This is a genomic window from Clostridium sp. LIBA-8841 (genome assembly GCF_034439435.1).
Taxonomy (GTDB): Bacteria; Bacillota; Clostridia; order Clostridiales; family Clostridiaceae; genus Sarcina.
In genome coordinates this window covers 64,687-87,584 of sequence record NZ_JAPCKJ010000006.1, presented here as the reverse complement: position 1 = coordinate 87,584, position 22,898 = coordinate 64,687, and the positions used below count along the sequence as shown (strand labels likewise).

The following is a 22,898-nucleotide window of genomic DNA, read 5'->3' as shown; positions in this document are numbered from 1 at the left end:
CACTTGGAGGCCAGCACACCTCCAAGTGTTTTTTATTAGTAAGAGTTTAGTAACATTATTAGGTATAATTATGACAAGATATTTTAGTCTTAACTACGGGAACAGCTTGGTAATTAAAACTAAATTTCCTATTGAATTAAACAGTTATACAGCATTACTATTATTTAGAATAGAATTCAACTATTAATTGCTCTTGTATTGTTATTGGAATTTCTTCTCTCTTAGGTTTTCTAGTAAATATTCCTTTAAAGCTTTCCTCTTCTTTACTTACGTAAGGAACTTCACTTCCTATACTATCCTTAAAGTTGTTTATAAACATTTCTGTTTTTCTTGATTTCTCTCTTAAAACAACTTCATCTCCAACATTTAATCTAAAAGATGGTATATTTACTTTTTCTCCATTTACTAAGAAGTGTCCATGGTTAACCATTTGTCTAGCTTGTCTTATAGAAGTTGCAAATCCCATTCTATATACCATATTATCAAGTCTTGACTCTAAAATCATAAGTAAAGCTTCACCTGGTTGTTCTTTACTATTAAAAGCTTGATCTACATATCTAGTAAATTGTCTTTCCATAACACCATAATAAGCTCTTAATCTTTGTTTCTCTAATAATTGAACACCATAATCAGATAATTTTTTATCTGCTCTGCTTGTTCCTCTGCTTGCTCGTTCCATCGCCTTTGGATGTCCTATTACATTTAATCCAAGTCTTCTACACATTTTGAAACGAGGTCCCATCATTTTAGCCATATTAAACCTCCAAATGTTTGTTTTTCTATGATGTCATTTTAACATAAACTTTATCTCATTGAAAATGATTATCATTAACGAATATCTATTTTATATTTATTTATCTTATTAATGCTTTTAAATACTCACTCTATCTTTAAACTATAATTTTATTGTCTATTTTGAAATAAAAATTTATACATTATTTTAGTAATAACACATTCTAATTAGCATGTTAATATTATGAAGTTATAAAGTTAATTTAAGGTGATAAGTTATGAATTCTATTAGTTCACGTCAAAATGTATATAATTTAAATACTCATCCATATGTTATAAGTCCAAATCCTAAAACTGAGATTAATAAAGTAAGTATTTCTCCAAGTATAGACCCTACAGCCTTTATTGGTCCTTTTTCTTCAATTATAGGAGATGTAACTATTGAAAAGAATGTTTTTATAGCCTGCAATGTTACTGTTAGATGTGATGAAGGTTCTCCATTTTTTATTGGTGAAAGCTCCAATCTACAAGATGGTGTTATATTACATGGATTAGCTAAAGAAAAAGTTCTTATAGACAATAAAAAATACTCTATTTATATAGGCAAATCAGTTTCCTGTGCTCATGGTGCCATAATTCACGGTCCTTGTTACTTAAAAGATAATGTCTTTGTTGGCTTTAATAGTACTGTTTTCTATGCAATAGTAGGTGAAGGAACTTATATTTCTGCAAATACCTTGGTAACAGGAGCCATTAAAATACCTCCAAATAAGTTTATACCTTCTGGTGCTATAATTGATACACAAGAAAAGGCTGATGCTTTAATGGATATACCTAAAGACAGAGAGGAATTTGCTAAAGAAGTGATAAAGATAAATAGTGCTTTTCCTCAATCATATTCAATCTTATTTGGAGAAGGCCTCTGTAGCTGTGGATTGCATTATGATTTAAATTCTCCTGATTTATTGGAATAAACCATTTTATTTAAATCTAGCTAAAATTTAATACCATTTTAAGACATGACAAAATAAAAACATGTAAAAAAAGAGACTGTATAAAAATCTTATATAATAGAACTTATAAATTATTGCTGGAATTTAGTAATTCTCAGAATATATTTATAAATTTTATTTTAAGCACTATTAATACAGCCTCTTCTTATGTTGAATATATTAAAGATTATAGATCATCTATTAAAGCTCCAGCTTTAGCATAAGCTGTTGATTTGGCTTCAAAGAAATCTGTTTTTACTTGGTTTGCATCAGCGTAGTAATCTACCCATGGTGCTGGATTTTCATTATATCCTTCAAATAAAGGTTCTAATCCTATAGCTTTAACCCTTAAGTTTCCTATATATTTTATATATTTTTCTATAAGATTTTTATTTATCCCATTAACATTATCACCTATAACATAATGTCCCCATGCAATTTCATGCTCGACACCAGTTCTAACCATTTCTCTTAAGTCATTCTTTAATTCTTCAGTAAATACCTCTGGCATTTCTTCTCTTAATTCTTTTATTATGCTTCTAAATAACCATAAATGAGTATTTTCATCTCTATTTATATATCTTATCTCTTGAGCTGAACCTGGCATTTTTCCATTTCTCTCTAAGTTATAGAAGAACATAAATCCTGAGTAGAAATAAACACCTTCTAGGATATAGTTAGCCATTACTGATTTTATAAAATTTTCCATAGTTGAGTTTTCTAAAAAGTTATTATATAGCTCTCCTATAAACTTATTTCTTTGAAGTAATATAGAATCATCCTTCCATTGGAATAGTATTTCATTTCTTTCCTCTGGTGAACAAATACTATCTAACATGTAGCTATAACTTTGTGAGTGAACCGCTTCTTGGAAAGCTTGTATAGTTAAACATAAGTTAACCTCTGAAGCAGTAATATAACTATTTATATTTCCTAAGTTTGCTGTTTGTATTGAATCTAAGAATATTAAGAAAGATAATATTTTATCATAAGCTGTTTTTTCTTCCTTAGTTAACTTTTTATAATCCTTTAAATCTTGAGCTAAATTTATTTCTTCTGGTATCCAGAAGTTATTCATAGCCTGTCTGTACCATTCTGAAACCCAAGTATATTTCATATTATTAAAGTCATTTAAGTTAGTTGTATTACCATTTATCATTCTCTTCTTATTAGTTTCAGTATCTCCAAACTCATTAAAAAGAGGTCTTTTATTTATTTCCATTTCTGCGTCACCTTTCATCACTTTATTTCTTGGTTTATACGTAATAGATACCCATCTAAATTTAGATGAGTATCTTTATTCTCTTAATCTATTTTTTCTATGCTGAACAACTCTCACACTCTTCAACAGTTAATGATTTACTTCTTACATAGTAAATACTCTTAACTCCATTTTTACATGCAGCTATGTAAAGATTCATGATTTGTCTCATAGTATAGTCTGTAGTTATATATAGATTAAATGATTGTCCTTGGTCTATATGTCTTTGTCTCACTCCATTAGCTCTAACAGTAAACTCTTGATTTACATTATAAGCTGAAACATAATACCAGAAGTTTTCTTGACATAGCCCTGGTGCTACTTTTGGAGTTATGCTTCCTTTTTTCTCCTCTAGCCAGAATCTATTCATAACTGGATCTACTCCCTCTGAAGTTCCCGCTAAAGTAGCTGTTGAACCATTTGGAGCCACTGCAAATAAGTATCCATTTCTCATACCATGCTTAGTAACTTCTTCTTTTAGTTCTTTCCACTGTGGTGAATTATATTCTCTTAATTCAAAATAATCACCATTGCTCCAGTCTGAACCTTCAAATAATGGATAGCTTCCTTTTTCCTTAGCTATATTTAAACTAGCCTTTATAGCATAGAAGTTTATCCTTTCATAAACCTTATCTACAAACTCTAAATGTTCTTCTGAATCCCATACAATCTTATTATTTACAAGCATGTGATGGTATCCTGATGTTCCTAATCCAACTGCTCTATATCTTTTATTTGTTATTTCAGCAAATGGAACTGAATAATAATTTAAATCTATTACGTTATCCATAGCTCTTATTTGAGTTTCAACTATGTATTCTATTTCTTCATCTGATGTAACATCTACATTTCCTAATACCACTGAAGATAAGTTACAAACAACAAAGTCTCCTGGTTTAGTTTTTTCAATAACTACTACATCACCATTTTCATCCTTAATCTCTGTTTGCTCTATCTCCATAGAACTCATATTTTGCATTATTTCAGTACAAAGATTTGATGAGTATATCATACCCTTATGTTTATTAGGGTTAAATTTATTTACAGTATCTCTATAGAAAGCAAAAGGTGTTCCTGTTTCTGCAGCACTCTTTATTATAAGTCTAACAATGTCCTTAACACTCATAACTCTCTTTTCTATTCTAGAGTCTTCTACACACTCATAATATTTCTTTTCCCACTCTTCTCCATAGAAATCTTCTAAGGAATATCCTTTAACAGTCTTTATTTCATGAGGACACATCATATACCAGTTAGCATCTATATCAGTTTCGGCTAACTTCCAAAATAAATCTGGATAACAAAGCCCTGGGAATATATCATGTGCTTTCTTTCTGTCATCTCCATTGTTTGTTCTTATTTGAAGAAACTCTGGTAAGTCTTTATGCCAAGCATCTAACCAAATAGCAACTGATCCATTTCTAACTCCTAGTTGGTCAACGGCTACAGCTGTGTCATTGAATAATTTTATCCAAGGTATAATTCCGCCTGATGCACCTTTAAAGCCCCTTATAGCTGAGCCTAGAGCTCTTACCTTACCCATATAGATTCCCATTCCACCACCGAACTTAGAAACTTTTGAAAAGTTATCTAATGATTTATATATACCTGCTAAACTATCATCTACAGTGTCTATAAAACATGAGCTTAATTGATAGAATGGCTTTCTAGCATTAGACATAGTTGGTGTAGCCATTGTAGCTTTTATAGAACTTAAAACATCATAGAATCTTTTAGCCCAATAAAGTCTCTTTTCCTTTTTCTCAGGAATAGCAAGATGCATAGCAATTCCCATAAACATTTGTTGAGGAAGCTCTAATGGTAATCTATTAAAATCTTGAACTAAGTATCTTTTAGCTAATAAATTTATTCCACTGTATGTAAATAAAAAGTCTCTTTCTCTTTTTATTTCTTTTTCTAACTCTTCTATATCTTCTTTAGAATAATTTTCTAAAATATATTTTCCGTATAAACCTTTATCAGTAAGTTCTTTTATAAAATCATAGAAGTTATCATATGGATTTACACCACCTTCTAATCCTCTGTTTATCCTTACCTCTTCATATAAATTCTTAACATATAACTTTGCCGCTACTTCTTGCCATCTTGGTTCCGTTTGAGAAGTTAACTCTAATGAAACTTGTATGAAAGATTTTATTATCTCTTTTTCTCCCATTTTTGATGTAACTATATTATCTAAAGCTACCATTAACTTTTCTTCAGTATATAGTCCCGTTTCATCATTTAGTTCTTCTATAGACCATGCACAATATCTCTTTAATAGTGTCATTAGCTACCCCTCCACAATATATAGTAATTAATCTTTATTTTCGCACAATATCTTGACAATTTATTATAATAATTTAAGTCTGTTTTGTAAAACTTGAATTTCTTGAAAAAGTTAGGTTTTTATATCAATAACTCTTATTATATAAGTTATATTTTCTTTTTTTAATGTTATTTGCTTAATAATAATTATTGACAATTTAAATTTATTCCTACAATAAGTAGAATAATGCTTTTGGTATACTAATAAAAAAAGACTACAGAATCTTCTCCTGTAGTCTTTTAATTATTTTAAATTTTCATTCCACTCTTCTTCTTTAAATCCTATAAGAATTAAATCATCTTTTATAAGTAGCGGTCTTTTTACTAACATACCATTACTTGACAGTATTTCTAAAAGCTCATCTTCACTAGCAGTTTTTACTTTATCCTTTAGGTTCATTTCCCTATATAATTTACCTGAAGTATTAAAAAACTTACTTAACTTAACTCCACTTTTTTCATACCAAGTTTTTAATTCCTCTTTAGTCGGATTTTCTTCAACTATCATTCTATCTATAAAATCTATATTATTCTCCTCAAGCCACTTCTTAGCCTTTCTACAAGTGCTACATTTAGGATACTCTAAAAATAAATAACTCATTTCCTCACACCTTCTCTTAATTAATATTTTAACAAATAATTTTATTAAATAAATATTATTATATAGTAATTATACTCTTTATGTGAAGATTTTAAAATAAGTTAATAATAAAAGACTATAATTCTTATTCATTATTGTCTTCCTTATTCTTAGGTATTATTACAAAAGCTTTAAATAAATCACCTTCACATTCAACTCTAAATTTACCGTTATGAAGTTCCACGATAGTTTTAGCTATAGCTAATCCTAATCCTGATCCTTCTATAGTTGAATTTCTTGATTCATCTCCTCTTGCAAATCTTTCCAAAATATCCTGTTCATCAAAATCTAAGGCATATGATGAAATATTTTTAAATGATATTTCTAAATAGTTTTCTAAATCTTTAATTTCAATATATACTCTAGTTTTCTCTAAACTATATTTTAAAGCATTAGTAGTTAAATTTTGAAAAACCCTAGACATTCTTTGAGGATCTATTTTTACAATGCATTCTTCTGGTGAATTTATCTTAAACTGAATTTCTTTTTCTGAATATATGTCCTCAACTTCTGCTATGCATTGATATATAAGTTGAATTATATCTATATTATACTTAAATAATTCAACTTTACCTGAAGACATCTTAGAAACCTCGAATAAATCATCTATAAGCTTTTTAAGCATTTGAGATTTTTTATCTAATATTTCAATATATTCTTTTCTTTCCTCTTCTGTTATATCATTTAATTGAAGGATATTTACATAATTTATTATTGAAGTTAATGGAGTTTTTAAATCATGTGAAACATTAGATATTAGTTCTGTTTTTAGCTTTTCATTTTTTACTCCCTCTTCAACTAATTCTTTATATCCTAATCTTAGATCATTAACATCATCTGCTAACTCTCTTACTTGTTTGTCATCATTATCCTTTATTTCAATTTCAGTATCACCTTTTTTAACTTTTTCTATATCTTTTATTATAGTATCTAACCCATCATACTTTCTTATGAATTTTCCAATAAAATGAACTATAAAAATAATTGGAATCAACCATAAATATCTATTATCTGTTAAGACATAGTGATATTGCTTCCATACGAATTCTATATTTCTCATAAAACCATTTATAAGAATATATATTATTGTAAAAGAAATAGTGAATATAACCACTTTATCTTTTAAAAATTCTTCTATAAACATCTTCTTCGTAATTAATACATTTAAACACTCTAAAAATTTATAGAAATAACCATTTCTCCAGCTTTTTTTATAAGCCTTTATTCCCATATTTTTAATCATAGCTAGTTTTTTTATAATTAAAAGTATCATTAAAATTGTAGTTGTCATAGTCACAATAAAAGCAATTTTAATTGAACTTATTTCAGAATCATAAAGCTCTCCTCTAGAAAAATATATTTCTTCATAATTATCTGAAGGATTGATTTCCTTAAAGACTACATTATCATTCTTTGATAAGCTTTCTAAAACTTCTTTAGGGGTTGAAAGATTGTATGGCTTTTCATAAAACCATACTCTATTAGAGTAATATTCTCCAGTTTTCTTATTTACTAAAACAACTCCAGAATAACTAGTTGCTCTTTCTTGAAGCTTTGAAATAAAAGCTTGCTTTTCTTCTCTTGTATCTAGGCTATCTAATGTACTTAAATAGTTGGTTTCATTATATAGAAAATCCGATATATCTACAGATTGAGCTAAAAGTCTACTTTCTCTATATCTCTGTGGATTTATTAATGCATTTCTATACATAACAGTGTTACTTATATCAGTATTTGCCTTTGCATTTAGTTTTACTATATTTTCGAAAGTATATCCTCCAAATAAAATAATATAAAGAACAGGAATAAATACTGCAAATATTATTATAAACATGTTTTCTATACTTCTTACTGAAAGGCTATAGTTTCTCCACCATCTAGAAAAACTATTTGTCAATTTTATACCCAAGTCCCCACACCACCTTTATATACTCAGGGTCTTTTGAATTAATTTCTATTTTTTCTCTCATTCTTCTTATATGAACTGTTACCGTATTCTCACTTTTATAAAAAGGTTCTTCCCATACTCTTTCATATATTTCTTTAATTGAAAATATTCTTCCTGGATGAGATGCTAAAAGTGTTAATATTTTATATTCTGTTGCTGTTAACTTGATATTATCATCTCTTAAAGCAACTTGCTTATTTACCGTATCTATAGTTAAATCTTTTATTACTATTAAGTCTTGAGTATTTTCTCTATTTAAAGGATAGTCATATCTTCTTAATTGAGATTTTACTCTAGCAACAAGCTCTAGATGGTTAAATGGTTTTGTCACATAATCATCTGCACCAATATTTAGCCCTAATATCTTGTCACTATCCTCTGATTTTGCTGATAGTAATATTATTGGTATATTTCTACTTTCTCTTATCTTTAAACAAGTTCTCATACCGTCTAATTTAGGCATCATTATATCTAAAACTACTAAATGGATATCTTCTTTATCAAGAACTTCTAAGGCCTCAAATCCATCTCCAGCCTTTATTACATTTATTCCCTCACCTCTTAAATATATATCTATTGCATCTCTTATTTCTTTCTCATCATCAACAACTAAAACATTAAACTTTTCTTTTTCCATAATAAAGCACTCCTTAAACTTATGCCTCCCTTAAATAGTAAAGGAGGAAAATTAAAATTAACATATTTATTTATTACGATTTTATTAAGATATAAATTCTACTATTAATTCAGTGAAAATCATAGTATATACAATGTATTTTACCATAAAAACACATCAGTTGCTTTTTCAATGTATCTATTTGCTTTACTTTAAAAAAAAAAGCATTATAATAACCTATGAAATTATTTATTGTAAATTTAGGAGAATCCCAATGAATTACATTAGAGAGAAAAAAGAATTACTAATTGATAATGCATTTATTATTTTAGGTTGTTTTATCGCATCTTTAGGCGTAAACCTATTTTTATCAAATGCTAAACTTCTTAGTGGTGGAGCAACAGGTATTGCACTTATCTTTCAATACTTAATGGGAGTTAACTCAGGTATTGTTGTTTTACTCATAAACATTCCCTTATTTATACTTAGTTATTTTAAACTTTCAAAGCAGTTTACATTTAACTCAGCTATAGGAATGTTAGCTTTATCTATATCATTAATGATAACAGCACCAGTATCACATCTTGTATCATTAGATGATAAATTATTGTACTGTGTTTTTGGTGGTGCCATATGCGGTTTTGGTTATGGTTTAGTATTTTCTAAAGGTGGATCAACTGGAGGAACAGATATAGTTACTATGGTTATCCGTAAAAAATACTCAAACTTTAATATAGGATCACTAAGTTTCGTACTGAACATGTGTATAGTTGCTTTAGGTGGAATTTTCTTTGGTTTAGAAACAGCACTTTATACACTTATATCTATATTTGTACAGACAGTATTAGTTGATAAAGTTATTAAAGGTATTCACTCAAAACAGTTACTACTTATAATAACTGATAAAGAACAACAAGTAATAAATTACATAATAAATGATCTTCATAGAGGAGTAACTTCTCTTTTAGCTGAAGGTGAATATACTCACGATAGAAAGAAAATGCTTTATTGTCTAGTTACTACAAGACAAATGATTGAGTTAAAAAACACAATACATTATATAGATTCAAGTGCCTTTATAACTATAATTGACGTTTCAGAAGTTAAAGGAAAAGGCTTTAAAAATATATAAAATAAAAGCTATGCTAATACAGCATAGCTTTTTTATTGTCATAATAACTAAATAAATTAAAGTATATATATAGTAGATTTATTTTGGGGAGTTTTTATGAATAAGTTTAAATTACTTAATTTCTTAATATGTCTTTTATTTATAATACTATTTTTCTTAATTTTAAACCTTATTTTTTTATCTTATAGATTTAATTCTATTAGACCTAATGATATTGAAGTAAATTTTTCAAGCCTAGTTTTTCTTTTCATCTACTGTTTTAAAATATTCATCTATTGAATTTGATATGGCATTAGCAATTTTAGTTTGGTACTCTTCCTTACTTAATAATACACTTTCTTCTGGATTTGATAAGAATCCACATTCTAATATTACAGAAGAACATTCATGGTCATCACTTAATATTTTATATTCTTTCTTTGCAACTTTTGGTGCTCTTTTGTTACTAGAATCAACCTCTTCTCTAAACTTTTGTTGAATTATTTGCCCTAACTTTTGACTCGCTTCATTGTTGGCACTCCATACTTGAGCTCCTTTACAACTTTTTTGAGGAAACATATTTTGATGTATGCTTATAAAAACATCACAACTACTTTCTTTCTTCATCTTAACTCTATTAGCTAAATCTTCTTGTTTCTTTTCTCTTACCTTTTTACCTTCACTATATAACCCCACATCTTCACTTCTTGTCATTACTACTTTATATCCCTTGCTTTCTAAAATAGCCTTAGTTTTCAAGGATATTGATAGGTTTATATCCTTCTCTAATATTCCACTTGCACTTTTACCTCCTCCATCTATTCCTCCATGGCCAGGATCTATCAATATAACTTTTCTACATTCCTCTGCATTAACTTTTACCAGAATCATATTAAAAGCTAAAAAAGAAATCATCATCATTGATAAAATCTTAATTATTTTCTTCATTTAGAATACCTCCTATATTTATATAATTATATATCTCTAAGATTCCTTTAATTAGAAACCATAAAGAAGCATTAATATCAAAGTAAATTTAATTATTACTCTAAAATAAACAACTTATTTAATTATGAAGTCCAATTTATTTTTTCCTATATATAAAGAAATATTCTAAAAGTTTATACAAAAAAAGAACACCTAATTCTAGGTGTTCTTTTAATAATCTTAGTAAACTTCCATAACACTTTCAGCTATGTTAGTTGCATGGTCACCGATTCTTTCAAAGTTACTTAATAAGTCCATAAATATTGCACCATCATAAGCACTACAAGAACCTTGACTTAATCTCTTAATATGATTTTCTCTAAATTCTTTTTGTGATGAATCTATTCTTCTTTCTATTTCGTAAATAGTTCCAGCTTCATCTACATTTTCATTTGCATAGGCATCTATTGTTACATCTAAAGCTTTAATTGTTTGATTATATATATAATCTATTTCTTTTAAAGCATCTTCGCTGTATTTTAGACTTCTTCCAACCTTTTCCAATGTTAAATCAGCTATATTTTCAACATGATCACCAATTCTCTCAATATCAGTTACAACATGGAAAGTTGATGCTACTAAGTTACTTTCTTTAGCAGATAATTCACACTTAGATAATTTAACTAAGTAAGAAGTTATTGCTTCTTCTAATACATTTATAAGTTTTTCATTTTCATATACTTTTTTAACTAAGCTCTCATTATTTTCTTTAAAAGCTTTCATACTTAACTCTAAGTTTTCTTTAGCTTTATTCGCCATTCTTAAAGTTTCTTTTTGAACTTGTCCTGCAGCTATTACTGGTGTTTCTAATAATCTTTCATCAAGATACTTAGGTCCACAGTGCTCAATTTCATCTTCACCTCTAATTAATTTGTTAACTATCATAATCATGTACTTACTTAATGGTACAAGTATTATAGTAGCAGTTATATTAAAGATTGTATGCGCATTAGCTATTTGTCTTTCAACATCCCCTGGGCTCATTTTTATAACAAGATCTCCAAGTGGTGCTATAAATGGTATAAATATCAATGTACCTAAAACATTAAACATTAAATGTATTGCAGCAGCTTTATGCGCTGTTTTATTGGCACCAATACTAGCTAATAAAGCAGTTACACATGTTCCTATGTTACATCCAAATAATATTGGTAATGCAACTTTTATATCTATACTACCTGTTGATGCTAAAGCTATTAATATCCCTGTTGTAGCTGATGAACTTTGTAGTATAGCTGTAAGTGCTAATCCAGTAAATATTCCTAAAAACCAATTATGTCCAATAGCAACTATAAGATCTTTAAACATTGGTGATGCAGCTAATGGTTTTAATGCTGAACTCATTATTCCCATACCCATGAATAGGATACCAAATCCTAATATTATGTTAGCCACATCTCTTCTTTTCTTTTGCTTAGCTGACATTAATAACACAACACCAATTATTACAAATAAAGGTGCAATCTCATCTAACTTAAAGGCAACAAGTTGTGCTGTAATGGTTGTCCCAATATTAGCTCCCATTATTACTCCAGCAGCCTGTGCTAAGTTCATAAGACCTGCATTAACGAATCCAACTACCATTACTGTAGTAGCACTTGAACTTTGTATTACCATAGTAACAAAAGCTCCTACTAAAACTGCTGATATAGGATTTTTAGTAACTTTCTCTAATATACTTTTTAACTTATCACCTGCAGCGTTCTCTAGTCCTTCTCCCATTAACTTCATACCGAAAAGGAATAGTCCTAAACCACCGGCAACCTCAATTAAAGTAAAAATTGCATCTTTCAAGATACTTCTCCTCCAATTTGCTTAATTTGTAAAGTACAAATCTCTAATTTTTCTTTTTTAATTTTAAAATATCAATCCTATAACATTTTACAATATAATCACTTGCTTGTTAAGTTTTAAATATTCTTTTTAACTTAAACTTAATATAGAATCCAAATTATTGAAATTTTTTCTAATTAATATCCAATTTATTTAAAAGAACTAAACATAGAATACATTTACATTAAGTTATTAAGCCACTTTTAAGATTTTATAACATTTATTGTCTAATCGATTTATTCATATTTATATTTCAAATTTGTTAATATTTATTGTAATATATTCCTTTGTTACCTATAAATATTGTTCAGTATTTGTAAATACTAATATTTATTTTAAACTTAGCCTATATAAAAAAAGAAAATACTTTTTATTCTTAAGATGAAATCATCTTATTGATTAAAAGTTCTCATATTTACAAAAAGATATAAAAAAAGAAGGAGGTGTTCCTCCTTCTTTCTGATAAAAACAATATTATCTCTTTGAGAATTGTGGAGATCTTCTTGCTTTCTTTAAACCGCATTTCTTTCTTTCAACCATTCTTGGGTCTCTAGTTAAGAATCCAGCTTTCTTTAATTCTGGTCTTAAGTTTTCGTCAGCTTTTAATAAAGCTCTTGATATACCATGTCTTATAGCTCCTGCTTGACCTGATAATCCACCACCATGAACGTTAACTAAAACGTCATATTTGTCTTTAGTTTCTGTTAAAACTAATGGTTGGTTAACTACAACTCTTAAAGTTTCTAATCCGAAATATGTTTCGATTTCTCTATTATTTACTACAACTCTACCTTCACCTGGTACAAGTCTTACTCTTGCAACTGATTTCTTTCTTCTTCCAGTTCCCATGTATTGAACTTTTGCCATTTGAACTCCTCCTCCCGAGCTTATAATTAGTATCTTAACTCAAGTACTTCTGGATTTTGAGCAGCATGCTTGTGCTCAGTTCCTCTGTACACATTTAATTTCTTTAACATTTTTCTTCCTAAAACGCCTGTTGGAAGCATTCTTCTAACAGCTTCTTCGAAAGCAAATTCTGGTTTATTTTCTAAAACTTCTCTGTATGGAGTTTCTTTTAATCCACCAGCATATAGGCTGTGCTTTCTTAACATTTTTTGATCTAATTTCTTACCAGTTAAAACTACTTTCTCAGCGTTTATAACGATAACGAAATCTCCACAATCAACATTTGGTGTAAATGTTGGCTTGTTCTTTCCTCTTAATATTGAAGCAACTTGGCTAGCAACTCTTCCTAGTGGCTTTCCAGCAGCGTCAACAACATACCATTTTCTTTCAACTTCTTGTGCTTTTGCAATGTATGATTTCATCGTTTTCCCTCCCTAGAATTTTAAAATAGGTTTTATATGTCCTCGTACTTTATGTTAAGATTCATATTGAATCCCGTACATCTCTCTTACAAACAAATACAATTATAATACACGCTTACGGGCGTGTCAATACATTTAGGTTACTTTTAGTAAAAAACTTTTTCTAGACATAGTCCTGTTGGCGGAACACAAATTCCCGCCTTTTTTCTATCACCAGAATCTATGACTTCCTTTATATACTCTGGCTTTTCTTTTCCTCTTCCTACTTTAAGTAAAGTTCCAACTATTAATCTCACCATATTATATAGGAATCCATCAGCTGATACAAAAATCTTTATTTTATTTCCTTCTGTTTCAATGTGCAAATCATTAATTGTTCTTACAGAAGTTTTAACTGTTCCTCCTGGTCTTTGAAAAGCCTTAAAATCATGATTTCCTAAAAAGTATTTACATGCTTCTTTCATTGCCTCAACATCCAAAGGCTTTTTCACGTGATAAACATAATTTCTTTCTAATGCTGGTGGTTCTTCTCTATTTAATATAGTGTAACAATAAGTCTTTCCAGTGGTCATATACCTAGCATGAAAACCTTCATCTACCTCTTCTGAATTCATTATAACTATATCCTTTGGTAACTTTGAATTTAATGCAGCCTTAAAATTCCTTCCTGGTATGCTAGAATTAGTCTTAAAATTAGCCACATAAGCTTTTGCATGAACTCCTGAATCAGTTCTACTACTTCCCAATAGTTCAACCTCTTCCTTTGTAACTTTTTTTATGGCCTCTTCAACCCTTTGTTGAATAGTATTACCTATAGGTTGTTTTTGCCATCCAAAATAGGATGTTCCATCATATTCTATAGTTAACTTTATATTTTTCATATTATCATTCCTTTAAATCTTTTTATACAATAAAATTCAATTAAGCACATTTCAAATAAATTTGTACTTATATTGTTTTTCAAAGAAAGAAAGACCACAAATTTGTAGTCTTTCTTTTATATTATCAATATTTAATTCCTATTAAAAGTACTAAATCTCTTTGAACTCTAAACTTATTTATATTACATAACCCTAACTACTATTGATAAAGCTAAAAGTAAACCTGCTACTCCGAAAGAAATAAAATCATTCTTAGAATACTTTAATACTTTCATTCTAGTTCTTCCATCTCCACCTCTATAGCATCTTGCTTCCATAGCCATGGCTAACTCATCTGCTCTTCTGAATGAACTAATAAACAAAGGTATTAATAATGGTATTAAGCTTTTTGCTTTTTGTATTATGTTTCCTGATTCAAAATCTGCGCCCCTAGCTTTTTGAGCTTTCATTATTTTATCAGTTTCATCAATTAAAGTCGGTATAAATCTTAAAGCAATTGTCATCATCATTGCTAACTCATGAGCTGGTACTCCAATCTTCTTGAAAGGCTTTAATAAGCTTTCAATCCCATCAGTTAACTCTATTGGAGATGTAGTAAGTGTTAATACAGAAGTACCCATTATTAATAAGATAAGTCTTAAAGCCATAAATATAGCTGTTGTTATCCCTTCCTTATAAATATATAAGAATTTCCAATGCCATATAAGAGTATCCTCTGTTCCTTTTATCATAAATATATTAAGTGCTGCTGTTATAGCTATTAATAAAAATACCGGTTTAAGTCCTTTATATAAATACTTAAATTGTAATTTAGATATTAATACTGTTGCACCTAAGAAGGCTATTATAAATATATATCCCCAAAACTTATCTACTATAAATAGTGAAGCAATAAAGATAAATGATATTAATATCTTAGTCCTTGGATCTAATTTATGTACAAAAGAATCCCCAGGAATGTATTGACCTATAGTAATGTCCTTTAACATAATTTCTTATCCTTCCTAATTATTATTCTTTATTATTTCTAAAAGAGCTTCTTTAGCTTGAGAAATAGTAAATATTTCTTCTGATATGTTAAAGCCCTTTTTCCTTAACTCTTTTATTAAATAAGTAACTTGAGGAACAGCCAAGCCTATCTTCTCTAAAACCTCAACCTCTTTAAATACTTCAGCTATCTCACCCTCTAAAACTATTTCTCCACTATTCATAACTATTACTCTATCAGCAATCTTAGCTACATCTTCCATACTATGACTAACCATTATTATAGTCATTCCATATTCCTTATGAAGAATTTTTATTTGAGCAAGTATATCTTCTCTTCCCTTTGGATCTAATCCAGCAGTTGGTTCATCTAATATAAGAACTTTAGGTTCCATAGCTATAACACCAGCTATGGCAACTCTTCTCTTTTGTCCACCACTTAAATCAAATGGTGATTTATCCTTGTATGTTTCATAATCAAGGCCAACCATTTCCATTGATTTCTTAACTCTCTTACTTATTTCCTCTTCACTAATACCTAAGTTTCTTGGACCATATTCAATATCCTTTTCAATAGTTTCTTCAAATAATTGATATTCAGGATATTGAAATACTAAGCCAACTTTTTTTCTAATATCACTTAACTTAACTTTTTTATCAGCTATATTAACCCCATCAACTATTATATTTCCACTAGTAGGACTTAATAATCCATTTAAATGTTGAATAAAAGTTGATTTTCCTGATCCAGTATGCCCGATTAATGCAATAAATTCTCCATCTTTTATCTCACAGTTTATATCATTTAATGCGATTTTTTCGAATGGTGTTTTAGGCATATAAACATGATTTAAATTTTCTATTTTAATTGACATAAAGCATTCACCATCTCATCTATATTTAATATTTCTGTTGATATATTTATCCCTTCTTTTTGAAGTTCATAAGCTAATTCAGTAACTTGAGGAACATCTAATCCTATTGATTTTATTTTTTCAACTTGAGAAAAAATTTCTCTTGGAACTCCCTCCATTACCTTTTCACCATTATCCATAACAATTATTCTATCAGCTTGTGCTGCCTCATCCATGTAGTGAGTTATAAGTATTATAGTAATTCCAAACTTCTTATTTACTTCTTTTATAGTTTTCATTACTTCTCTTCTACCTGAAGGGTCAAGCATTGCTGTAGGTTCATCTAAAACTATGCATTTAGGTCTCATTGCTAATATTCCTGCAATTGCAATTCTTTGCTTTTGTCCTCCTGATAATAAATGTGGTGCATGTTTTCTATATTCATACATACCAACTGCTTTTAATGAATCGTCGACTCTTTCTCTTATTTCTTTAGGCTCAACACCTAAATTTTCAGGCCCGAAAGCAACATCTTCCTCAACTATGGTAGCTACTAATTGGTTATCTGGATTTTGAAAAACCATTCCTGCTCTTCTTCTAACTTCCCAAATATTTTCTATATCAGAAGTATCTAATCCATCTACATACATCTTTCCACCACTAGGGAGTAATAAAGAATTCATATGCTTTGCCATAGTTGATTTTCCTGAACCATTATGACCTAATATAACTAGAAATTCTCCCTTTTTAACTTCCATAGAAACGTGATTTATTGCAATCTTTTCAGTTTGTTCTTCAGCGTTGACGTATTTAAAAACTAAATCTTCACTTTTAATCATATTTTCTCCCATACTAGCCTCCTATAAAGCTAAATCTAAAGTAGTTAGAGTTAAAAGTAATTAACTCCTTTTCTCAATATGTATTAAATTCAAAAAATTATTTTAGGTATAAAAAAAATACCTACTTATAAAATAATACTATTAATAATTTTATTTTGTAAATAGATATTTCCTTATTTTAACCCTTTATATAAAATTATCTTTCTTGAAACTTAAAATATATTTATTAAAAGTTTCTTTAAACATTTAATAAGCTACTAATTTACCACCATAATATGACTTGAATTTTAAACTTCATATGTTAGTACAAGTACCCTATAATTATTATTTTATATGACAAAAGAGGACTAAGCAAAAACTTAATCCTCTCTAAAGAAATATATTATACTAATTCAAGTATAACAACTTCAGCTCCGTCTCCTCTTCTAGGACCAACTTTGTACATTCTAGTGTATCCACCGTTTCTCTCAGCGTACTTTGGAGCTATGTTGTCAAATAAGTTTTTAACAACTTCTTCTTCTGTAACAAATGCTAATACTTGTCTTCTTGCGTGTAAATCTCCTCTTTTTGCAAGAGTGATCATTTTTTCTGCAAGGCTTCTAGTTTCCTTAGCTCTTGTTTCAGTAGTTTCTATTTTACCATGCTTTAAGAAGCTTGTAACAAGATTTCTAAGCATAGCTTTTCTTTGATCAGTAGGACGACCTAACTTACGATATCCTGCCATGGCTTTACCTCCTCACCTACTCGTCATTTAGTCTTAAATTTAAGCCTAACTCGTTTAACTTTCTTTCTACTTCTTCTAGAGACTTCTTACCTAAGTTTCTAACTTTCATCATATCATCCATGCTCTTGCCCGCAAGCTCTTGAACAGTGTTTATACCTGCTCTTTTTAAGCAATTGTATGATCTTACTGATAAGTCAAGCTCTTCTATAGTCATCTCTAAAGCTTTTTCTTTTTTATCTTCTTCTTTTTCAATCATTATCTCAACATCATTAGCGTTGTCAGTTAAAGTCATGAATAATTTGAAGTGCTCTATAAGAATTTTAGCTGATAATGAAATCGCTTCTTCTATTCTTATAGTTCCATTAGTCCAAATCTCTAATGTAAGTTTATCATAGTCAGTAATTTGACCAACTCTTGTATTTTGAACAGAGAAATTAACTCTCTTTACAGGAGTGTATATAGAATCTATAGCTATAGCTGATAATGGAAGATCTTCTGTTTTATTTTTGTTTTGAGTAACATATCCTCTTCCTCTATTAACTACGATTTCCATATATAACTTACCATCGTTGTCTAATGTAGCGATATGTAGATCTTTGTTTACAACTTCTACATCACCATCTGTTTTTATATCTGCTCCAGTCACAACACCTGGTCCTTGAGCATCAATATAAATAGTTTTTGGTCCTTCACCTTCCATAGTAAGTGCTAACATTTTAAGATTTAAGATTATCTCTGTAACATCTTCTTTAACACCTGTTATTGTTGAAAATTCATGAAGAACTGAATCTATTTTAACTGAAGTTGGAGCTACTCCAGGTAAAGAAGAAAGTAATATTCTTCTTAATGCATTACCAAGAGTTATTCCATAACCTCTTTCTAATGGTTCAATCTCAAACTTACCATATGTTCCGTTATCGTTTGATTCAACACATTGAATTACTGGCTTTTCTATTTCTAACATTTAAAAACCCTCCTTAATATAAAAATGGCAACCTTATGAGGGCAACTGATCCAATTGTAAAAGTACTCTTAAGATCATTAATTATTATTTGCTGTATAACTCGACGATTAGAGTCTCGTTAACTGGTACATCGATATCTTCTCTTGCAGGTTCAGCAACAACTTTACCTTCGAAGTTTTCAACGTTAGCTTCTAACCATTTTGGTAAAGCTTTTGGATTTTCAGCAAACATTTTGAATCTTTCTGATCCTCTGCTCTTTTCACAAACTGTTATAACATCGTTAACTGATACTTTGAATGATGCTATATCAACTTTTTTACCATTTACTAAGAAATGACCATGGTTTACTAATTGTCTAGCTTCTGTTCTTGAAGCACCATATCCTAATCTGTAAACAACGTTATCTAATCTCATTTCTAATAACTTAAGTAAGTTTTCACCGGCGATTCCTCTCATTTTTTCAGCTCTTTCATATGTGTTTCTGAACTGACCTTCAAGAACTCCGTATATTCTCTTAGCTTTTTGCTTTTCTCTTAATTGTGTTCCGTAGTTAGATAATTTCTTTCTGCTTGCTCCGTGTTGTCCTGGTGCATAGCTTCTTCTAACGAAAGCACATTTATCTGTATAACATCTATCCCCTTTTAGGAATAATTTCATACCTTCTCTTCTACATAACTTACATGTAGCTCCAGTATATCTTGCCATTCATTACACCTCCCGTGACGTTACTAAACTCTTCTTCTTTTTGGTGGTCTACATCCATTGTGTGGAATTGGAGTTACATCTTTTATTAAAGTAACTTCTAATCCAGCTGCTTGTAAGCTTCTTATAGCTGCTTCTCTTCCAGCACCTGGTCCTTTTACGTAAACCTCAACGCTTTTTAATCCGTGTTCCATAGCTGCTTTAGCTGCTGTTTCAGCTGCCATTTGAGCTGCAAATGGTGTGCTTTTTCTTGAACCTTTGAATCCAAGTCCACCAGCACTTGCCCATGCTAATGCATTTCCTTTTGCATCAGTTAAAGTAACTATTGAGTTATTGAATGTTGATTGGATGTGTGCTGCACCATGCTCAACATTTTTTCTTTCTTTTCTTCTTCTAGTTTTTTTAACTTTTTGAGCTGCCATTGTCTTCCCTCCTTAACTATTTCTTCTTATTAGCTATTGTCTTCTTAGGACCTTTTCTAGTTCTAGCATTAGTCTTAGTTTTTTGTCCTCTAAGTGGAAGACCTTTTCTATGTCTGATTCCTCTGTATGAACCAATCTCAACTAATCTCTTTATGTTTAAAGCAACTTCTCTTCTTAAGTCACCTTCAACTGTTAATTCTTTAATGTAGTTTCTTATTGAGTTTACTTCGTCCTCAGTAAGATCCTTAACTCTTGTATCAGGATTAACTCCAGTTACTTCAAGAATTTTTTGTGATGTAGGTAATCCTATACCATATATATAAGTTAGACCTATTTCAACTCTTTTTTCTCTTGGTAGGTCGATACCTGCTATTCTTGCCATTAATGTTACACCTCCTGGTAATTAAAATACGAAATTGATTTACATTAAATAAGTAACTCAATTGCTCTATTGTTTATTTATATTTAAAATTTTAGGTTGATGGTTTTACCCATCACAGCCGCACCTAAAATTTACTTGCTATTATTTAAATGCCTATATAATCATATTTTACTTTTAAATAAAAGTCAATAAGAATTCGCTCCCAATTGACCTTTTTATTATGTTTTATTTACCTATTAGCCTTGTTTTTGTTTGTGCTTAGGATTTTCACAGATTACCATTACTCTTCCTTTTCTTCTTATAACTTTGCACTTTTCGCAAATAGGCTTAACTGATGGTCTTACTTTCATCGCTAACCCTCCTTATTTTGCTCTCCATGTAATTCTACCTCTTGTTAGGTCATATGGTGAAAGTTCCACAGTAACCTTATCTCCTGGTAAAATTCTTATGAAGTTCATTCTTAACTTTCCTGAGATATGTGCTAAAATTTTATGCCCACTCTCTAATTCAACTTCAAACATTGCATTTGGTAGGGATTCTAAAACCGTACCTTGCATTTCAATTATATCACTTTTTGACATAAGGTAATCAAACCTCCTTGTTAGTGCGATTAAGCTTTAAAAATCTTTTTATTTTAAGATTTATATTCTTATCCTTTGATATTATACCTGATTTTAATTCATCATCCAATATCTCAGTAAGCACTACATGTTTTATTTTTTTCTTTTTTGGCATTTCCATGGTTTTAGTTGCTCCATTAGCTACTAGTAGATATTCACCTGCTGATCCAACCACAATATATGATTTTCCTGCATCTCTACCAGCATTTGAAGTAACTAATTTACCAATTAAGTGAGTTTCTTGCAACTTATCCACCTCAAAGATTACCTTAGTCATAAACTACAAATTCCTTATAGGCAAATGTTAATTTATAACTAAGCAATATATATTAAAACTATTTTACAAGTGTTAATATTTCAGGACCATTAGGTAAAATTGCAACTGTATTTTCATAATGTGCAGAAAGTTTACCATCTGCTGTTATTACTGTCCAGCCATCATCTAAAGTCTTAACTCTATATGATCCTATGTTTACCATTGGTTCAATAGCTAACACCATTCCTGCCATTAACTTTGGACCTCTGCCTGGTCTACCGAAATTAGGAACTTCAGGATCTTCATGTACTTTTCGGCCAATTCCATGTCCTACAAAGTCTCTAACAACAGAAAATCCATTTGCTTCAACATATTGCTGTATTTCATTAGAAATATCCGTTAATCTATTGTCTACATATGCCTTCTCTATTCCTTTAAAAAAGGAATCTTCAGTAATTCTAATAAGCTTTTCCGCTTCTTCTGATATATTTCCAACACCAAAAGTTCTAGCAGCATCACTGTGAAATCCATTTAGACAAACTCCACAATCAATAGAAACAATGTCTCCATCTTTTAATTCATAACTTCCTGGGAAACCATGAATTACTTGATTATTAACAGATATACATAATGAAGCTGGAAAACCATACAATCCCTTAAAGGATGGTGTAGCTCCATGCTTAGTTATAAACTCTTCAGCTATTCTATCTAATTCCGTAGTAGTAATACCAGGTCTTACTTTCTCCTTAAGCAGGTTAAGTGTTTCTCCAAGAAGCTTTCCTGCTTTCCTCATTAGGTCGATTTCATTCTCATTCTTAAGAATTATCATTACTTGTCGCTCCCTAATATTTTACAGATACTCTCAAAGACCTCGTTTATTGCTTGTGTTCCATCTACTACTGAAAGTTGCTTTTTGTTTTCATAAAAATCAATTAATGGTTGTGTTTGATTTTCGTACACATCAAGTCTTTCTTTCACTGTTTCCTCAGTGTCATCTTTTCTTTGGATAACATCTGATCCGCAAAGATCACATTTTCCATCATTAGCTGGTGGATTAAACTTTATGTGATAACTTGCTCCACATGAAGGACAAACTCTTCTTCCTGTCATTCTTTCAAGTATGAATTCTTTAGGTACTTCTATTAAAAGAGCTGTGTCTATTGACTCGCCTCTTTCACTTAAGAAATTATCTAAAGCCTCTGCTTGATGAACTGTTCTTGGGAAACCATCTAACAGATATCCGTTTTTACAATCATCTTGCTGAAGTCTATCTTTTACCATGTTTATAGTTACTTCATCTGGAACTAACTGTCCATTGTCCATGTATGTTTTAGCCTCAATACCTAAAGGAGTATTCTCAGAAATATTCTTTCTAAAAATATCTCCAGTAGATATATGAGGAATTGAATATCTATTACTAATTGATTTTGCCTGTGTTCCTTTTCCTGCTCCAGGAGGACCTAATAAAACTATCTTCACGGGCATCATCTC

26 protein-coding genes are annotated in these 22,898 nt (G+C 29.7%); 2 read left to right on the top strand and 24 right to left on the bottom strand.

The annotated features are described in order from the left end of the window. Window positions 1-160: 160 nt before the first annotated feature. The gene (gene rpsD, locus OIF33_RS14895; protein ID WP_322505020.1) at window positions 161-754 is read right to left on the bottom strand and encodes a 30S ribosomal protein S4; all 594 of its coding nucleotides are present in this window, start codon (window positions 752-754) and stop codon (window positions 161-163) included. Window positions 755-1,010: 256 nt separating this feature from the next. Here rpsD (OIF33_RS14895) and OIF33_RS14890 point away from each other — a divergent pair, with 256 nt between their 5' ends. Beyond that, window positions 1,011-1,706: a carbonate dehydratase gene (locus OIF33_RS14890; protein WP_322505019.1), complete on the top strand. Its 696-nt coding sequence runs from the start codon at window positions 1,011-1,013 to the stop codon at window positions 1,704-1,706. 205 nt (window positions 1,707-1,911) lie between these two features. Here the strand turns inward: OIF33_RS14890 and OIF33_RS14885 are convergent, their stop codons facing one another. From OIF33_RS14885 to OIF33_RS14865, 5 genes are all read right to left on the bottom strand, one after another. Then, complete coding sequence (locus tag OIF33_RS14885; RefSeq protein WP_322505018.1) at window positions 1,912-2,946, bottom strand: ribonucleotide-diphosphate reductase subunit beta; 1,035 nt, start codon at window positions 2,944-2,946, stop codon at window positions 1,912-1,914. Window positions 2,947-3,043: 97 nt separating this feature from the next. Next, window positions 3,044-5,275, bottom strand: coding sequence for a ribonucleoside-diphosphate reductase subunit alpha (locus tag OIF33_RS14880; protein ID WP_322505017.1), 2,232 nt, complete (start codon window positions 5,273-5,275; stop codon window positions 3,044-3,046). 282 nt (window positions 5,276-5,557) lie between these two features. Then, window positions 5,558-5,914, bottom strand: a complete 357-nt coding sequence (locus tag OIF33_RS14875) for an arsenate reductase family protein (RefSeq protein ID WP_322505016.1) — start codon at window positions 5,912-5,914, stop codon at window positions 5,558-5,560. Between the two features lie 124 nt (window positions 5,915-6,038). Beyond that, entirely contained in the window at window positions 6,039-7,862 is a 1,824-nt protein-coding gene (locus OIF33_RS14870) for a HAMP domain-containing sensor histidine kinase (RefSeq protein WP_322505015.1), read from the bottom strand. Further along, window positions 7,840-8,538: a response regulator transcription factor gene (locus OIF33_RS14865; protein ID WP_322505014.1), complete on the bottom strand. Its 699-nt coding sequence runs from the start codon at window positions 8,536-8,538 to the stop codon at window positions 7,840-7,842. The genes OIF33_RS14870 and OIF33_RS14865 overlap by 23 nt, the downstream gene beginning before the upstream one ends. A 253-nt stretch (window positions 8,539-8,791) precedes the next feature. On the opposite strand from OIF33_RS14865, the gene OIF33_RS14860 reads away from it, so the two are divergent. Next, window positions 8,792-9,649: a YitT family protein gene (locus OIF33_RS14860; protein WP_322505013.1), complete on the top strand. Its 858-nt coding sequence runs from the start codon at window positions 8,792-8,794 to the stop codon at window positions 9,647-9,649. 234 nt (window positions 9,650-9,883) lie between these two features. Here OIF33_RS14860 and cwlD read toward each other — a convergent pair whose 3' ends face one another. The 18 genes from cwlD to OIF33_RS14770 form a co-directional block, all read right to left on the bottom strand. Next, window positions 9,884-10,576 (bottom strand): N-acetylmuramoyl-L-alanine amidase CwlD, encoded by a 693-nt coding sequence (gene cwlD, locus OIF33_RS14855; protein ID WP_322505012.1) that lies wholly within the window; start codon window positions 10,574-10,576, stop codon window positions 9,884-9,886. Between the two features lie 219 nt (window positions 10,577-10,795). Continuing rightward, on the bottom strand, window positions 10,796-12,409 hold the full coding sequence (locus tag OIF33_RS14850) for a Na/Pi cotransporter family protein (protein ID WP_322505011.1): 1,614 nt from the start codon (window positions 12,407-12,409) through the stop codon (window positions 10,796-10,798). A 513-nt stretch (window positions 12,410-12,922) separates the two neighbouring features. Further along, window positions 12,923-13,315, bottom strand: a complete 393-nt coding sequence (rpsI, locus tag OIF33_RS14845) for a 30S ribosomal protein S9 (protein WP_322505010.1) — start codon at window positions 13,313-13,315, stop codon at window positions 12,923-12,925. A 26-nt stretch (window positions 13,316-13,341) separates the two neighbouring features. Then, window positions 13,342-13,776 carry a 50S ribosomal protein L13 gene (gene rplM, locus OIF33_RS14840; protein ID WP_322505009.1) on the bottom strand — a complete coding sequence of 145 codons (435 nt, stop codon included), beginning with the start codon at window positions 13,774-13,776 and terminating at the stop codon, window positions 13,342-13,344. Window positions 13,777-13,922: 146 nt separating this feature from the next. Beyond that, complete coding sequence (truA, locus tag OIF33_RS14835) at window positions 13,923-14,657, bottom strand: tRNA pseudouridine(38-40) synthase TruA (RefSeq protein ID WP_322505008.1); 735 nt, start codon at window positions 14,655-14,657, stop codon at window positions 13,923-13,925. A 182-nt stretch (window positions 14,658-14,839) separates the two neighbouring features. Further along, window positions 14,840-15,646, bottom strand: coding sequence for an energy-coupling factor transporter transmembrane component T (locus tag OIF33_RS14830; RefSeq protein ID WP_322505007.1), 807 nt, complete (start codon window positions 15,644-15,646; stop codon window positions 14,840-14,842). Window positions 15,647-15,661: 15 nt separating this feature from the next. Then, complete coding sequence (locus OIF33_RS14825; RefSeq protein ID WP_322505006.1) at window positions 15,662-16,519, bottom strand: energy-coupling factor transporter ATPase; 858 nt, start codon at window positions 16,517-16,519, stop codon at window positions 15,662-15,664. Beyond that, window positions 16,504-17,349, bottom strand: coding sequence for an energy-coupling factor transporter ATPase (locus tag OIF33_RS14820; protein WP_322505005.1), 846 nt, complete (start codon window positions 17,347-17,349; stop codon window positions 16,504-16,506). The genes OIF33_RS14825 and OIF33_RS14820 overlap by 16 nt, the downstream gene beginning before the upstream one ends. A gap of 370 nt (window positions 17,350-17,719) precedes the next feature. Beyond that, window positions 17,720-18,061, bottom strand: a complete 342-nt coding sequence (gene rplQ / locus OIF33_RS14815; protein ID WP_003454231.1) for a 50S ribosomal protein L17 — start codon at window positions 18,059-18,061, stop codon at window positions 17,720-17,722. 16 nt (window positions 18,062-18,077) lie between these two features. Further along, window positions 18,078-19,025, bottom strand: coding sequence for a DNA-directed RNA polymerase subunit alpha (locus OIF33_RS14810; RefSeq protein WP_003454404.1), 948 nt, complete (start codon window positions 19,023-19,025; stop codon window positions 18,078-18,080). A gap of 84 nt (window positions 19,026-19,109) precedes the next feature. Further along, on the bottom strand, window positions 19,110-19,730 hold the full coding sequence (gene rpsD / locus OIF33_RS14805) for a 30S ribosomal protein S4 (protein ID WP_003470276.1): 621 nt from the start codon (window positions 19,728-19,730) through the stop codon (window positions 19,110-19,112). Window positions 19,731-19,753: 23 nt separating this feature from the next. Continuing rightward, on the bottom strand, window positions 19,754-20,149 hold the full coding sequence (gene rpsK / locus OIF33_RS14800) for a 30S ribosomal protein S11 (protein WP_003454436.1): 396 nt from the start codon (window positions 20,147-20,149) through the stop codon (window positions 19,754-19,756). 16 nt (window positions 20,150-20,165) lie between these two features. Beyond that, entirely contained in the window at window positions 20,166-20,531 is a 366-nt protein-coding gene (rpsM, locus tag OIF33_RS14795; RefSeq protein ID WP_300351226.1) for a 30S ribosomal protein S13, read from the bottom strand. A 236-nt stretch (window positions 20,532-20,767) separates the two neighbouring features. Next, entirely contained in the window at window positions 20,768-20,881 is a 114-nt protein-coding gene (rpmJ, locus tag OIF33_RS14790; RefSeq protein ID WP_039312872.1) for a 50S ribosomal protein L36, read from the bottom strand. Window positions 20,882-20,893: 12 nt separating this feature from the next. Next, window positions 20,894-21,112 carry a translation initiation factor IF-1 gene (infA, locus tag OIF33_RS14785; protein ID WP_300351220.1) on the bottom strand — a complete coding sequence of 73 codons (219 nt, stop codon included), beginning with the start codon at window positions 21,110-21,112 and terminating at the stop codon, window positions 20,894-20,896. Window positions 21,113-21,119: 7 nt separating this feature from the next. Then, window positions 21,120-21,398 (bottom strand): KOW domain-containing RNA-binding protein, encoded by a 279-nt coding sequence (locus OIF33_RS14780; RefSeq protein ID WP_322505131.1) that lies wholly within the window; start codon window positions 21,396-21,398, stop codon window positions 21,120-21,122. 88 nt (window positions 21,399-21,486) lie between these two features. Continuing rightward, window positions 21,487-22,236 carry a type I methionyl aminopeptidase gene (gene map, locus OIF33_RS14775; RefSeq protein ID WP_322505004.1) on the bottom strand — a complete coding sequence of 250 codons (750 nt, stop codon included), beginning with the start codon at window positions 22,234-22,236 and terminating at the stop codon, window positions 21,487-21,489. Then, window positions 22,236-22,886, bottom strand: coding sequence for an adenylate kinase (locus tag OIF33_RS14770; protein ID WP_322505003.1), 651 nt, complete (start codon window positions 22,884-22,886; stop codon window positions 22,236-22,238). Before OIF33_RS14770 ends, map begins: the two co-directional genes overlap by 1 nt. Window positions 22,887-22,898 lie beyond the last annotated feature (12 nt).

Excerpts from the sequence above, each read along its gene's own strand:
- rpmJ (WP_039312872.1), bottom strand. The coding sequence starts at position 20,881 with ATGAAAGTAAGACCATCAGTTAAGCCTATTTGCGAAAAGTGCAAAGTT.
- rpsD (WP_322505020.1), bottom strand. The coding sequence starts at position 754 with ATGGCTAAAATGATGGGACCTCGTTTCAAAATGTGTAGAAGACTTGGA.
- OIF33_RS14825 (WP_322505006.1), bottom strand. The coding sequence starts at position 16,519 with ATGTCAATTAAAATAGAAAATTTAAATCATGTTTATATGCCTAAAACA.
- rplQ (WP_003454231.1), bottom strand. The coding sequence starts at position 18,061 with ATGGCAGGATATCGTAAGTTAGGTCGTCCTACTGATCAAAGAAAAGCT.
- truA (WP_322505008.1), bottom strand. The coding sequence starts at position 14,657 with ATGAAAAATATAAAGTTAACTATAGAATATGATGGAACATCCTATTTT.
- OIF33_RS14865 (WP_322505014.1), bottom strand. The coding sequence starts at position 8,538 with ATGGAAAAAGAAAAGTTTAATGTTTTAGTTGTTGATGATGAGAAAGAA.
- map (WP_322505004.1), bottom strand. The coding sequence starts at position 22,236 with ATGATAATTCTTAAGAATGAGAATGAAATCGACCTAATGAGGAAAGCA.
- OIF33_RS14860 (WP_322505013.1), top strand. The coding sequence starts at position 8,792 with ATGAATTACATTAGAGAGAAAAAAGAATTACTAATTGATAATGCATTT.
- rpsI (WP_322505010.1), bottom strand. The coding sequence starts at position 13,315 with ATGGCAAAAGTTCAATACATGGGAACTGGAAGAAGAAAGAAATCAGTT.
- infA (WP_300351220.1), bottom strand. The coding sequence starts at position 21,112 with ATGTCAAAAAGTGATATAATTGAAATGCAAGGTACGGTTTTAGAATCC.
- rpsD (WP_003470276.1), bottom strand. The coding sequence starts at position 19,730 with ATGGCAAGATATACTGGAGCTACATGTAAGTTATGTAGAAGAGAAGGT.
- OIF33_RS14880 (WP_322505017.1), bottom strand. The coding sequence starts at position 5,275 with ATGACACTATTAAAGAGATATTGTGCATGGTCTATAGAAGAACTAAAT.
- OIF33_RS14810 (WP_003454404.1), bottom strand. The coding sequence starts at position 19,025 with ATGTTAGAAATAGAAAAGCCAGTAATTCAATGTGTTGAATCAAACGAT.
- OIF33_RS14875 (WP_322505016.1), bottom strand. The coding sequence starts at position 5,914 with ATGAGTTATTTATTTTTAGAGTATCCTAAATGTAGCACTTGTAGAAAG.
- OIF33_RS14820 (WP_322505005.1), bottom strand. The coding sequence starts at position 17,349 with ATGGGAGAAAATATGATTAAAAGTGAAGATTTAGTTTTTAAATACGTC.
- cwlD (WP_322505012.1), bottom strand. The coding sequence starts at position 10,576 with ATGAAGAAAATAATTAAGATTTTATCAATGATGATGATTTCTTTTTTA.
- OIF33_RS14890 (WP_322505019.1), top strand. The coding sequence starts at position 1,011 with ATGAATTCTATTAGTTCACGTCAAAATGTATATAATTTAAATACTCAT.
- OIF33_RS14830 (WP_322505007.1), bottom strand. The coding sequence starts at position 15,646 with ATGTTAAAGGACATTACTATAGGTCAATACATTCCTGGGGATTCTTTT.
- OIF33_RS14885 (WP_322505018.1), bottom strand. The coding sequence starts at position 2,946 with ATGGAAATAAATAAAAGACCTCTTTTTAATGAGTTTGGAGATACTGAA.
- rpsM (WP_300351226.1), bottom strand. The coding sequence starts at position 20,531 with ATGGCAAGAATAGCAGGTATCGACCTACCAAGAGAAAAAAGAGTTGAA.
- rpsK (WP_003454436.1), bottom strand. The coding sequence starts at position 20,149 with ATGGCAGCTCAAAAAGTTAAAAAAACTAGAAGAAGAAAAGAAAGAAAA.
- rplM (WP_322505009.1), bottom strand. The coding sequence starts at position 13,776 with ATGAAATCATACATTGCAAAAGCACAAGAAGTTGAAAGAAAATGGTAT.